Genomic DNA, 12403 nt, shown 5'->3' with positions numbered 1-12403 from the left:
CAAACGGCTGGCCGTAGGATCGGGGCCGTGATTCGGATCGAGATCGATGAGCCCACGCTGTCCCGGACTCGCATCGCGATCAGCCCGTTCGCCGAGGTGGCGTGCAGTCTCTATCTGCTGGAACGCAACCGGGTGGAGGTGCCGTGGCCCTACGACGGGTGGGCTCGGCGGACCTGGGAGATCCTGCGGACCGACCCGGCGACCGAGCCGGTTTCGCTCTATCTGAAGTTGCCGTCCGTTTCGCCGGATTTTCTCGTGCCAATTCCGCAAATTGCCATGCCCACCATCGGGGAGCAGCTCGACCAGCTCCGCGAGACGCCGCCCGAGGTGATCGAGGCCGAGTTCGCCAAGCACTACCCGGACGGCGACGTCCCCGAGCTGTTGCGGCCGTTCCGCGACGACCAGCGGGCCGCGTTGCGACGGCTCGCCGACGGCGTGCGGGCCTACTGGGACGCCGCGATCGCGCCCTACTGGCCGGCCATGCGCGCCGCGCTCGACGAGGAGGTGCTGCTGCGCGCCCGGGCGCTGGCCGCCGACGGCCCCGACGCCCTGCTGGCCCGGCTGCACGACCGCATCCGCTGGGAGCGGCCGATCCTCACCCTGGTCAAGCCGCTCGACCAGGCCTTCGAGGCGGTCAACCAGCGGCTCCTGCTGGTGCCGCTGATCTTCTCGCGGGGCGCGCTGATGTGCTCGGGCGACCAGCCCGACGTGGTCATGGTGACCTACCAGTCGCGTGGTTCCGCGCTGCTCGCCGAGACGCCCGTGCCTCCTCCTGTCGCCGACGACCGGCTCGCCATCCTGGTCGGGCGGGGTCGTGCCTCGGTGCTGCGCGCGCTCTCCACCCCGGCCACCACCAGCGCCCTGGCCACCGCACTCGGCCTGGCCGCGAGCACCGTCTCGGAGCACCTGGCCGGCCTGCTTGCCGCCGGGGTCGTCCACCGCCGCCGGGCCGGCCGCCGCGTCCTCTACGGCCTCGAACCGGCCGGGCTCGCCCTCGTTCGCCTGCTCGCCGACGATTCGGTCCCCACCGAATTCGTTTCCTAGACCCCGATCGACTCCCTACGGTTCCAGCCCATGGGGAGCGAATACGCCATCGAGGCGGAGGATCTACGCCGAACCTATCGGGCGCGCACGGGCTGGCTGCGGCCCCGGCGCACCGAGGTCGAGGCCGTCCGCGGGGTGAGTTTCACGGTCGGCCGGGGCGAGTTGTTCGGCCTGCTCGGACCGAACGGCGCCGGCAAGACGACCACCATCAAGCTGCTGAACACGCTGCTCATCCCGACCTCGGGCATGGCCCGGGTGTGCGGGCACGACGTCGAGAAAGAGACCCGGGAGGTACGCCGGAGGATCGGCTACGTCTTCGGCGGCGACCGCGGGCTCTACGACCGTCTGTCCGCGCTGGACAACCTGCGCTACTTCGCCGAGCTCTACGGGGTGGCGCCGCGCGACCAGAAGCGGCGCATCGCCGAGCTGCTCGACCTGGTCGGCCTGGCCGGGCGCGAGGGCGAACGGGTCGAGGGCTACTCACGCGGCATGCGGCAGCGGCTGCACATCGCCCGTGGCCTGCTGCACGCCCCGGACGTGCTCTTCCTCGACGAGCCGTCGATCGGGGTCGACCCGGTGGCCGCCCGCGAGCTGCGCCGCACCGTCGCCGACCTGGCCTCGACCGGCACGACCGTGCTGCTGACAACCCACTACATGGCCGAGGCCGATGAGCTCTGCGACCGGATCGCGGTGATAGCCGACGGGCAGATCCAAGCCCTGGGTACGCCGGCCGAGCTGCGACGGCGGGCCGACGGGCGCAGGGTCGTCGAGGTCGAGGCGTACGGGGTCCCGGAGAGCGCGGTCGACGCGGTCCGCGACCTTCCCGGCGTACGGGAAACCGCTGTTGAGGCCCGGGGCGCGCTGCAGCTCCTGACCGTCCACTCCGACGCGCACGTCGATGTGCAGAGTGACGTGCTGCGCGAGCTGGCCGGCATCCGCCTGGGCCGGGTCGACAGCCGCGAACCCACGCTCGAGGACGCGTACGTGGCGATCGTGAGCGCCTCATGAGGAGCTTGCGCCTGCTCGTGGTGGGCACGCTGCTGCACGCCAAGCACCTGAGCCGCTCGCCCTTCGAGGTGACGATCGCGCTGGTCGTCCCGGTCGTGCAGGCCACCCTGGCGGTCTATCTGTTCCGCGCCGGCGGCGAACAGCACCGCCTGCTCGAGGCCGCGGTCGGCGCCGGCGTGATGGGCGTGTGGTCGTCGGTGCTGTTCGGCTCGGGCGGCGCGATCCAGGACCAGCGCTGGCAGGGCACCCTCGAAATGATCATGCTGGCGCCGCGCCGGCCGGTTCTGATCATCCTGCCGATCACCATCGCGACCGGCGTCGTCGGCACCTATGCCCTGCTCACGACCCTGCTCTGGGGGCGTTTGCTGTACGGCATCAGGCTCGAGTTCGCCCACCCCGTGGCGTTCGTCGTCGCGGCCGTGGTGTGCGTGGTCGCGCTCGGCATGTTCGGTCTGCTGCTGGCGGCGACGTTCGTGCTCATGCGCAACGCGAACGCGCTGGCCAACACGCTCGAATACCCGGTCTGGCTGGTCTCGGGCATGCTCGTGCCGATCACCGTGCTGCCGGCGTGGACCGCCCCGATCGCCGCCGTGCTGCCGACCACGTGGGGGGCGCGGGCGCTGCGCGAGGCCACGAGCGGCGGGCCGGTCTGGCCGTCGGTCGCCGTCTGCCTGGGCATCAGCGTGCTCTGCCTGGCACTGGGCGCGGTCGCCCTCACCCACGTCGAACGCCGGGCTCGCGCGGCTGCCACCCTGGCCCTGGCATGACCTTCCCCAGCCTGCTGGCCAGCGCCGTCGCCCCACCATTGTTCTCGCCGCCCACCCCCCACCGCCGCCGCCCCCACCGGCGGGAAAGGCTCGGCATGAAGACCCTTCGCCTGATGACCGTGGGCGGCACCATCGCCTACCGCGCCCTCTTCAACTGGACGACGCCCGGCATGTTCATCGGCACGCTGCTGGTCGGACCGCTGTTCCAGCTGCTGTTCTTCGCCTATCTCGGGCGGCAACTACAGGTCGCCGACGACCGGTTCTACATCGTCGGCAACGCCGTGCTGACCGCGTCGCTGGCCTGCGTCTTCGGCGGCACGATGGCGGTCGCCAACGAGCGCCGCTACGGCACTCTCGGCCACGTGCTGCTGTCCCCGCGCAGCCGCACCGCCATCTTCTGGGGCCGCGTCATCCCGTACGCGGGAAATGGTCTTCTGATCGCGGTGGTGACCCTGACGGCGGGCGCGCTGCTGCTCGGGCTGCGGATCCCGGTGAGCGCTCTGCCGGGACTGCTGCTGGCGATGGCGGCCGGCTCGCTGGCCTGCGGGTTCTTCGGACTCACGCTGGGCGCGCTGGGCCTGCGCTTCCGCGACGTGTGGGTGGTCTCAAACGTCGCGGTCGCACTGTTGCTGCTGCTCACGGGCGTGAACGTGCCCGCCGCGGGGCTGCCCGGCTGGATGGTGACGGTCGGCAACGCGCTGCCGATCACACACGCGGCGGAGGCGGCCCGGCGCCTCGCGGCCGGAGACGGACTGGCCGCGGCCGCCCCCGCGCTCGGCCAGGAACTGCTGGTCGGAGCCGGCTATGCGGCCGCGGCCGTGATCCTGCTCAAGATCTTCGAGGTCGAGTCACGACGCCGGGCGTCGCTCGACGCGCTCTAGAGGTTCGGGAACCAGAGGGCGAGCTCGCGCTTCGCACTCTCCGGCGAATCGGACGCGTGCACCAGGTTCTCGCGGTTGGAGAGAGAGAAGTCGCCCCGGATCGTGCCGGCGGCCGCCTTGCGGCCGTCGGTCGCGCCGATCATCGCGCGGACCACCTCGATCACCTCGTCGCCGGAGAGCACCAGCGCGGCCAGCGGGCCCGAGGTCATGAACTCCTTGAGCGGCGGGTAGAACGCCTTCTCGACGTGGTCGGCGTAGTGCTGGTCGGCCAGTGCCGCGTCCATCGTGCGCAGCTCGAGCGCCTCGATCACCAGGCCCCTGCGCTCGAACCGGGCGAGAACCTCGCCGAGCAGTCCGCGACGGACCGCATCGGGCTTGACGAGCACGAGCGAACGCTCGGTGGTGCTGGACACGGTGTTCCTCCAGTACAGGTGCATTCGGGGCGCCGACACGCGCGAGGTTCAGCCTATCGGTACCGCCAACAGGGCAAGCGCCAACGCCGGGACTACCGCACTTTCGCTCGGAGCGAGCCGGGCAATAACCTGACGGGGAAGAGCGGGAGGTCCACATTGGCAAACCAGACCGGACGTCCGATCGCGCCGGCACGAAAGCTGGTCGCGGCGGTCGCGGGAACGATCGCGGTCTTCGTGGTCGCGCTGGGTTTCGGCATGTCCAACCTGGGTGTGGTCATCTTCGGGGTCGCGCTGCTCGGCCTCGCGGTCGCGCTCGGCATGGTCAACGTGGTGCGCCGCGGGGCGAGAGCCTGGGTCAGCGGCACCGCCGAGGTCCGGGCGATCACGCCGCGACCCATGACCACCTCGGTCTATGCCAGGGCCCGCATCCAGGCGGTGATCGTCGCGCCCGGCCTGCCGACCAACGCGGTCGAGATCAACGAGTCGCGCATCCCGCTGGTGAAGTGGCCCGAGCCCGGCGACACCCTGCCCATCACGGTCGACGTCGACGACATGCGCCGAGTGAAGATCAACTGGGATGACGCGGCGCCGCGCGAACGTGGCGAAGACCCGCCGCCCCCACCCGTCGAATTCGACGACGAGCCCGACGCCGATCTCGACGCCGACCTGCTCGGCGACGTCGAACCGCCGCCGTGGGCGACGCGTGACCGCTCGTGGGGCCGTGGCCCCGACGAGCCGCCACCCCCGCCACCGGGCAGCTCCCCGCCGCCGGCGACCCCGCCGCCGAGCCCGCCCGGCAACGCCAACCTCGACTCGGAGGAATACTCCGAAAGCCCCGTGGTGGTGCGCGACACTCCCGCGGGTCCGGTGGTCGAGGGCGAGTTCGTCGACCACGACGAGAAGCCCTCTCCCCTGCCTCGCCGAGCCTCGGCCGCGGGCTCCGACGCCCCTTCCGATGCTGAGCCTGTTCCGCCTGCCGACTCCGGCCCCGGGTCCGGTTCCGGCTCTGGCCGCGACTCCTACTCGGGCCCCGGCGACCGTCCTACCGGAGAGCCGGCGGGCGCCGCTCAAGCCGCACGTGAGGACCGACCCACGGCCGGCCCGGGCACTTCCGCCCCAAAGGCACCCGACGATCGCCCCAGCGCCTCCGCCTACACGGCGCCCGACGACCGGTCCAACTCTGCCAACACGGCACCCCGAGATCGGCCCAACTCCGCCTACACGGCGCCTGACGACCGGCCGGTCGCCGAACCGGAAGGCCGGCTCGGCGCCGCCGGTGCTGCTGCGGCCGGCGCGGCGGTCGGCGCGGCAGCGGGGTTCGCCGCTGGGAAGGCCAGCCGCCGTCCGAGCCCCCGGCCTCGCAGCGGGGCCGCGACCGCCACGGCCGAGCCCGAGACCATCACCGGCGCCCCATCGGGACCTCCGTCCCAGCGCGAGCCCCACCCCGACGACTCCCTGGTCACCGACCTCCCGCTGGACGAACCGTCGTCGCCCTACCGGCGACCCGAGCCCACCGCGACGTCGGCCCCGGCCACTCCGTCTCCGGTCGGCTCGTTCCCCACCGCGCCGCCGCCCGCGAGGCCTCGCCCGACGGCACCCGAACCGGCCACCGCCCATCCCGCCGCGGCGACCTCCGCCCCCAAGCCGCGTTCGGCCGACGACGAGATCGACCTTCCACTGGACAGCGACCCCGACCCCGCGCCCGAGACCACTCCGGCCGCCGCCGAGGCGCTCGAGGAAGACCTGATCGCACCACCCCCGCGCGAGACGCCGATCCACCCGTCCACCCACTTCGTCTCGAACGCGGCCCACGACGCCACCACGCGCGCCGAGGCCGTTCCCGAGCCGGAAGTCCAGTCCGAGGCCGCTGCGCCCGAGCCCGGAAAGTCCGGCGGCCGCCTCGCCGGCGCCTTCGGCGCGGTGGCCGCCGCCGTAGCCGCCGTCAAGAAGGCCGGCCGAAACGACGAGCCTTCCCGTCCAGCCGCCGTCGACGAGCCTTCCCGCCCAGCCCCCGTCGACGACGACAAGCCCTCTGCGTCGGCTCCCGTCGACGAGGAAAGCTCGACACCCGAACCTCGCACGGCGGCGTCCGCCCGGCCCCCCGAGACCTCGTCCAGCGCCGAATCGGCGGGCACACCCGGCCCCGAGCCGACGACCGTTGCCGAAGCCTCCCCCGCGTCGAGCCACCCCAAGCCCTCACCCGCCGCTGCCGCCCTCGCCGCCGCCGCGGCGGCCGCGGCCGGCGACCGGGGTCCGTGGGCTGACCTGGCCGGAGTCTCCGAGCCCGACGACCGCACCGCCGACGTGATCACCGCCTACCCGAGCGCCCGCCCCGGCCCGGCCGGCGCGATCCACGGCGTCGGCATCACCGTGCTGGTCACCGACCTGGCCCGTTCGACAGCGTTCTACCGCGAGACGCTCGGCTTCTTCGAGATCGACAGCGGCGAGGGCAGTGCCGTGCTCGCGTCGGGCGACACCCGCCTGGTGCTGCGCGTGGTCCACGACCTCTCCGCCGAGGCGGGCCGCCTCATCTACCTGAACCTCGAGGTGGGCGACGTCGAGGCGGTCTACGAGGAGCTTCGCGCCAAGGGAATCGAGTTCGTCCACGCCCCGCGCCCGGTCAACCGGGGTGACCGCCTCGAGCTGTGGTCGGCCACCTTCCGCGACCCCGACGACCACAACATCGCCATCACCCAGTGGCGGGCCATCCACTAGTGGCAAATCCCGGCCGGCCTCTGACCAGGCCGGCCGGTGCTCAACCCAGGTAGCCGGTATTCAACGCAGGCGGCTGACGTCAGCCCGGGCGGTCGGCGTTCAACCCAGGATCGTGCGCCGGACGTGCAGCGCGTAGGCCCACGCCGCCCCGAAGATCAACCCGATGACCGACAGCGACCAGTGGAAGAACCCGCTGGCCAGCACCAGGAACTGCAGGACCGTGCCCGCCTGCCACGCCCACGGCCGCCGCATCATGCCCGAGATCAGCACGGCGACCACGGCCAGCGCGATCACCACCCCGATCCCCCAGCCGGTCAGGTTCCCGCCGAGGATGCGGATCGGCTGGATCGCCAGCAGCAGAATGATGGCCTCCAGCACGAGCGCCCCCGCGCCCATACCCCGTACGGCTGCCTGGGGGTTCTTGAGCCCCGACCGCCGGACCGGTCCGCCTTCCTCGGAGGGCGTCGTCATCGCTTCAGCAGCTTCCGCGCGTCGGCGACCGTGACCACCGAACCCGTGATGATCACGCCGACGCCGCTGAGCTCGCCCGACGTGTCCTCCTCGGCGATCACCACGGCTTCCTCGATCGCGTCCGGCATGTTCTGCGCGACGGTCACCCGGTCTTCGCCGAAGATGTCCGTCGCCAGTTGAGCCAGTTCCTCGACCGGCATCGATCGCGGCGAACTGTTCTGCGTCACCACGAGGCGTGCGGCCACCGGCTCGAGCAGGTCGAGCAGTCCGGAGGCGTCCTTGTCGCCGAGCACCGCCACGACCGCGACCAGGTGCCGGAACGAGAATTCCTCCTCGAGCGCGCTGACCGTCGCCGCCATGCCGTGCGGGTTGTGCGCCCCGTCGAGCAGAATCGTCGGCGCGCTGCGGACCCTTTCGAGCCGCCCGGGCGAGTCGACCTGAGCGAACCCTTCGCGTACGAGTTCCGCCTCGAGCTGCTTGTTCGGGCCGGCCCCGAGGAACGCCTCGACGGCCGCCAGCGCAACCGCGGCGTTCTGGGCCTGGTGCGCGCCGAACAGCGGCAGGAACACGTCGTCGTAGATCCCGCCGAGCCCCTGCAGCGTGAGCACCTGACCGCCGACCGCCTGGGTGCGCTCGACCACGCCGAACTCGCTGCCCTCGCGGGCCACGGTCGCGCCCATCTCGGCGCTGCGCTCGAGGATCGGCCGCATGGCCTCCTCGGTCTGCAGCGCGGAGATCACCGTGGCGCCCTTGTGGATGATGCCCGCCTTGGCCCAGGCGATGTCCTCGATCGTGTCGCCGAGGAACTCGGTGTGGTCGAGCCCGATCGGCAGCAGGACCGCGACGCCCGCGTCGATGACGTTGGTCGCGTCCTCCTCGCCGCCGAGCCCCACCTCGACGACGGCGATGTCCACCGGGGCGTCGGCGAATGCGGCGTACGCCATGGCCGTGGTCACGTCGAAGTAGGTCAACGGTTCGGCGTTGCGCGCGTCGATCAGGTCGGCGAGCGGAGCGATCTCGTCGTACGTGGCGGCGAGCTGCTCCTCCGAGATCGGCTGACCGTCGAGGCTGATCCGCTCGCGAACCGATTCGAGATGCGGGCTCGTGTAGCGGCCGGTGTGCAGGCCGTGCGCCCGCAGCAACGCGTCGATCATGCGCGCCGTGCTGGTCTTGCCGTTCGTACCGGTCAAATGGATCGCCGGATAGGCCCGCTGGGGGCTGCCGAGCACGTCCATCAGATCCCGGATCTTCTGCATGTCGAACGCCATGCGGGTGAAACCGCGCCCGTTGAGCGCGGCCTCGACCTCTTCGAATGTGCTCATGTTGTAGGCAACGCTTCCAGGGCTGTAGCAATTCGCGTGAGATCCGCCTCGGCGGTCGCGAGCCGGTCTTTGATCTTGGTGACGACCTGTTCGGGCGCCTTGCCGATGAACGACTCGTTGCCGAGCTTGGCCCGGCACTGCGCCGCTTCCTTCTCGGCGGCCGCGCGGTCCTTCTCGAGCCGGGCCCGCTCGGCCGCGACGTCGATCGTGCCGCGGGTGTCGAGGTCGACCGTGATCGCGCCGGACACCGCGAGCGTCGCCGTAGCCGTGAAGTCGGCGCCGGGCGCGTCGAGCCGGGCAAGCGAGCGGATCAGCGGCTCGTGCGTGTCGATGCCGACGTTACCCAGGCCGGTGAGCGCGGCCGAGACCCGCTGGCTCGGCTTGAGCCCCTGGTCGGAGCGGAACCGCCGGACCTCGGTCACGACCTTCTGCAGCGCGGCCAGCTCTTCCTCGGCGGCGTCGTCGATCAGCGCCTTGTCGGTGGTGGGCCACGACGACCGTACGATCGTCTCGCCGCCGGTCAGCGCGATCCACAGCTCCTCGGTGACGAACGGGATCACCGGGTGCAGCAGGCGCAGCAGCTCGTCGAGCACATGCCCGAGCACGCGCTTCGAAGGGCCGCTGTTGTCGGAGGCCAGCACCGGCTTGCTCAGCTCGAGGTACCAGTCGCAGACGTCGTCCCAGGCGAAGTGGTAGAGCGTGTCGCAGACCTTCGCGTACTCATAGGCCTTGAACTGCTCGTCGACCTCGCCGATCACGTGCTGCAGGCGCGAGAGGACCCACTTGTCGATGGCGCTGAGCTCGTCGGCCGGCGGCAGCGGACCCTCGACGGTCGCGCCGTTCATCAGCGCGAACCGGGTCGCGTTCCACAGCTTGTTGCAGAAGTTCCGCGAGCCCTGGCACCACTCCTCGCTGATCGGCACGTCGGAGCCGGGGTTGGCGCCGCGGGCCAGGGTGAAGCGGGTGGCGTCGGCGCCGTAGCGGTCGATCCAGTCGAGCGGGTCGACGACGTTGCCGAACGACTTCGACATCTTCTTGCCGTGGCCGTCGCGCACCATGCCGTGCAGGTTGACGACGTCGAAGGGCTGCTTGCCGTCCATCGCGTAGAGGCCGAACATCATCATCCGGGCGACCCAGAAGAAGAGGATGTCGTAGCCGGTGACCAGGACGCTGGTCGGGTAGAACTTGGCCAGCTCGGCGGTCTGCTCGGGCCAGCCCATCGTCGAGAACGGCCACAGCGCCGAGGAGAACCAGGTGTCGAGGACGTCCTCGTCCTGCGTCCAGCCTTCACCGGTGGGCGGCTGCTCGTCGGGGCCGACGCAGACGACCTCGCCCTCCGGCCCGTACCAGACCGGGATGCGGTGACCCCACCACAGCTGGCGCGAGATGCACCAGTCGTGCATGTTGTCGACCCAGGCGAAATAGCGCTTGGACAGCTCAGCCGGCTCGATCGTGACCCGGCCGTCGCGCACCGCGTCGCCGGCCGCCTTGGCCAGCGGGCCCGTGCTGACGAACCACTGCAGCGACAGCCGCGGCTCGACGGTGGTCTTGCAGCGCGAGCAGTGGCCGACCGAGTGAACGTACGGCCGCTTCTCGGCGACGATGCGCCCCTGCTCGCGCAGTGCGTCGACGATGGCGGGACGAGCCTCGTACCGATCCAGACCCAGGAACGGGCCGTGCGCGGTGACGACGGCACGCTCGTCCATCATCGTGATGCTGGGCAGGTTGTGCCGCTGGCCGATCTCGAAGTCGTTCGGGTCGTGCGCCGGGGTGACCTTGACCGCGCCGGTGCCGAACGCCGGGTCGACGTGCTCGTCGGCCACGATCGGGATGCGCCGGCCGGTGAGCGGCAGCTCGACCTCGGTGCCGATCAGGTGCTTGTAGCGCTCGTCGTCGGGGTGCACGGCCACCGCGGTGTCACCGAGCATCGTCTCGGCCCGCGTGGTCGCCACGACGATCGAGTTCTCCCCGTCGCCGTACCGGATCGACACGAGTTCGCCGTCGTCGTCGGTGTGCTCGACCTCGATGTCGCTGAGCGCGGTCAGACAGCGCGGACACCAGTTGATGATCCGGTTGGCCCGGTAGATCAGCTTGTCGTCATACAGCCGCTTGAAGATCGTCTGGACGGCCCGGGACAGGCCCTCGTCCATCGTGAAACGCTCACGCGACCAGTCGACCGAGTCGCCGAGGCGGCGCATCTGGCCGAGGATCTTGCCGCCGGACTCGGCCTTCCACTCCCACACCTTCTCCACGAACTTCTCGCGGCCCAGGTCGTGGCGGGACAGCTGCTGGCTTGCCAATTGGCGCTCGACGACGTTCTGGGTGGCGATGCCGGCGTGGTCCATGCCCGGCAGCCACAGCACCTCGAAACCCTGCATGCGCTTGAGGCGAGCGAGGGTGTCTTGAATGGTGTGGTCGAGGGCGTGGCCGACGTGCAGCGAGCCGGTCACGTTGGGCGGCGGGATCACGATCGAGAACGCCGGCTTGTCACTCGCCGGGTCGGCGGTGAAGTAGCCCGCGGATACCCAATTCTCGTACCGCCGCTGCTCTACCTCGCCCGGCTGGTACTGGGCGGAGAGGCCACCGGTGGGCCGGTCGTCAGGTGTGCGGGGCTGGGTCGTCTCGGTCACCCGACAAGTCTACGGATGCCGTCGCGGAACCCCGAATTCGCATCACCACCGGTTGCTACGCTCTCGCAATGCCCGACCCTGGCCAGCCCCCGATCGAGACACCGGCGACCGAAGCACCAGTGCCTCAAACGTCAGCAATCGAGACGCCCGCGATCGACATCGGCACCCCCGAACCGCACGAGGACGACACCCCCGGCACCGAGCCAGAACAAAAGCCCCGAGGCCGCGTACGTCGTGCACTGATCGCCGTCGTCCTGGTGCTCGCGACCGCCGGCCTCGTCACGCTCGCCGCCACCAGCTGGCGCATCTTCAGCCAGCGCGACGCCAAGCTCGAGATCAAGCCGCAGGTGGGGGAGCTGAGCCTCGACTACTCGTCGGAGGGCGCGCAGACAGCGTCCTACCTGCAGACGGCCCTGGCCGCCGAGGTCGACCTCAACTACACGGCGGGCGCCGTCTACCGGGAGTCGGCCGAGAAGTCGGTCCTGTTCCTGGGCGGCACCGGCCTGCTCTGGACGCCGTCGAAAGACCTGGAATCGGCCATGTCCCTGATCTCCGACAAAGAGGGGGCCGTGATCGACCTCCACGACGTCGAGGCGGGCCCGCTGGGCGGCACGATGAAGTGCGGCATCACCAAGTCCACCGACGGCGACTTGACGGTCTGCGGCTGGGCCGACCACGGCAGCCTGGCCATGGCCCTGTTCAACAACCGCTCCCCCGACGACGCGGCCCCGCTGATGCTGAAGCTCCGCAACGAGATCCAGTCCCGCTGACCCGATCTCCCCGAACAGCCACCATCGCGCGAGCCGGCTCGAGTCACCCTCACCGAGCCGGCAGCGCAGCCCCACCCCAGGCCGGAGCCGGCAGCCTTATCCCTTAGCCCTTTAACGGCACCGCAGCACCAAGGGGCAGAGCTCCGCAATCACGCGCGACGCAAATCCTGACTCGCCTGCCCGCGGTAGTTATGGGATGAGACCCGGCTCCTCCGAAAAAGCCCGGAAACAGCAGTAGGCCCACCCCGTGTGGGGTGGGCCTACTGTCACGTTGAGTCCGGCGGCGTCCTACTCTCCCACACCCTCCCGAGTGCAGTACCATCGGCGCTGGAGGGCTTAGCTTCCGGGTTCGGAATGAGACCGGGCGTTTCCCCTCCGCTAT

The 12403-nt window shown here is 70.8% G+C and carries 10 protein-coding genes and 1 rRNA gene; 6 read left to right on the top strand and 5 right to left on the bottom strand.

All coding sequences use genetic code 11. The features are described from left to right. Positions 1–27: 27 nt before the first annotated feature. The 4 genes from EER30_RS34140 to EER30_RS34125 are packed head-to-tail and all read left to right on the top strand — an operon-like array spanning position 28 to position 3700. Positions 28–1044 (top strand): ArsR/SmtB family transcription factor, encoded by a 1017-nt coding sequence (locus tag EER30_RS34140; protein ID WP_164842585.1) that lies wholly within the window; start codon positions 28–30, stop codon positions 1042–1044. Between the two features lie 30 nt (positions 1045–1074). Continuing rightward, positions 1075–2052 (top strand): ABC transporter ATP-binding protein, encoded by a 978-nt coding sequence (locus EER30_RS34135; RefSeq protein WP_127504802.1) that lies wholly within the window; start codon positions 1075–1077, stop codon positions 2050–2052. Continuing rightward, positions 2049–2819 carry an ABC transporter permease gene (locus EER30_RS34130; RefSeq protein WP_127504801.1) on the top strand — a complete coding sequence of 257 codons (771 nt, stop codon included), beginning with the start codon at positions 2049–2051 and terminating at the stop codon, positions 2817–2819. The genes EER30_RS34135 and EER30_RS34130 overlap by 4 nt, the downstream gene beginning before the upstream one ends. Further along, positions 2816–3700 carry an ABC transporter permease gene (locus EER30_RS34125; protein ID WP_240670470.1) on the top strand — a complete coding sequence of 295 codons (885 nt, stop codon included), beginning with the start codon at positions 2816–2818 and terminating at the stop codon, positions 3698–3700. The genes EER30_RS34130 and EER30_RS34125 overlap by 4 nt, the downstream gene beginning before the upstream one ends. On the opposite strand, the gene ndk is transcribed toward EER30_RS34125, so the two are convergent. Next, complete coding sequence (gene ndk, locus EER30_RS34120; protein WP_127504800.1) at positions 3697–4137, bottom strand: nucleoside-diphosphate kinase; 441 nt, start codon at positions 4135–4137, stop codon at positions 3697–3699. The genes EER30_RS34125 and ndk overlap by 4 nt on opposite strands. A gap of 132 nt (positions 4138–4269) precedes the next feature. On the opposite strand from ndk, the gene EER30_RS48105 reads away from it, so the two are divergent. Further along, entirely contained in the window at positions 4270–6828 is a 2559-nt protein-coding gene (locus tag EER30_RS48105; RefSeq protein WP_240670469.1) for a VOC family protein, read from the top strand. Between the two features lie 99 nt (positions 6829–6927). Here the strand turns inward: EER30_RS48105 and EER30_RS34110 are convergent, their stop codons facing one another. The 3 genes from EER30_RS34110 to EER30_RS34100 are packed head-to-tail and all read right to left on the bottom strand — an operon-like array spanning position 6928 to position 11251. Next, positions 6928–7299, bottom strand: coding sequence for a DUF4233 domain-containing protein (locus EER30_RS34110; protein ID WP_127504799.1), 372 nt, complete (start codon positions 7297–7299; stop codon positions 6928–6930). After that, the gene (locus EER30_RS34105; RefSeq protein ID WP_127504798.1) at positions 7296–8621 is read right to left on the bottom strand and encodes a bifunctional folylpolyglutamate synthase/dihydrofolate synthase; all 1326 of its coding nucleotides are present in this window, start codon (positions 8619–8621) and stop codon (positions 7296–7298) included. Before EER30_RS34105 ends, EER30_RS34110 begins: the two co-directional genes overlap by 4 nt. Beyond that, positions 8618–11251: a valine--tRNA ligase gene (locus EER30_RS34100; protein WP_127504797.1), complete on the bottom strand. Its 2634-nt coding sequence runs from the start codon at positions 11249–11251 to the stop codon at positions 8618–8620. The genes EER30_RS34105 and EER30_RS34100 overlap by 4 nt, the downstream gene beginning before the upstream one ends. A 68-nt stretch (positions 11252–11319) precedes the next feature. Between EER30_RS34100 and EER30_RS34095 the strand changes: the two genes are divergently transcribed. Continuing rightward, positions 11320–12021 (top strand): hypothetical protein, encoded by a 702-nt coding sequence (locus EER30_RS34095; RefSeq protein WP_240670468.1) that lies wholly within the window; start codon positions 11320–11322, stop codon positions 12019–12021. Positions 12022–12296: 275 nt separating this feature from the next. Here EER30_RS34095 and rrf read toward each other — a convergent pair. Next, positions 12297–12403: ribosomal RNA gene (gene rrf / locus EER30_RS34090) — 5S ribosomal RNA — on the bottom strand; the annotation flags it as partial.

Source organism: Actinoplanes solisilvae, from assembly GCF_003999975.1.
GTDB classification, from domain to species: domain Bacteria; phylum Actinomycetota; class Actinomycetes; order Mycobacteriales; family Micromonosporaceae; genus Actinoplanes; species Actinoplanes solisilvae.
The sequence above is the reverse complement of the archived record's forward strand: the minus strand, read 5'-3'. Positions and strand labels throughout refer to the sequence as shown.

What these genes read in the sequence shown, in the direction of transcription:
- EER30_RS34095 (WP_240670468.1), top strand. Translation starts at nt 11,320, where the DNA reads ATGCCCGACCCTGGCCAGCCCCCGATCGAGACACCGGCGACCGAAGCA.
- EER30_RS34125 (WP_240670470.1), top strand. Translation starts at nt 2,816, where the DNA reads ATGACCTTCCCCAGCCTGCTGGCCAGCGCCGTCGCCCCACCATTGTTC.
- EER30_RS34135 (WP_127504802.1), top strand. Translation starts at nt 1,075, where the DNA reads ATGGGGAGCGAATACGCCATCGAGGCGGAGGATCTACGCCGAACCTAT.
- ndk (WP_127504800.1), bottom strand. Translation starts at nt 4,137, where the DNA reads ATGCACCTGTACTGGAGGAACACCGTGTCCAGCACCACCGAGCGTTCG.
- EER30_RS34105 (WP_127504798.1), bottom strand. Translation starts at nt 8,621, where the DNA reads ATGAGCACATTCGAAGAGGTCGAGGCCGCGCTCAACGGGCGCGGTTTC.
- EER30_RS34130 (WP_127504801.1), top strand. Translation starts at nt 2,049, where the DNA reads ATGAGGAGCTTGCGCCTGCTCGTGGTGGGCACGCTGCTGCACGCCAAG.
- EER30_RS34110 (WP_127504799.1), bottom strand. Translation starts at nt 7,299, where the DNA reads ATGACGACGCCCTCCGAGGAAGGCGGACCGGTCCGGCGGTCGGGGCTC.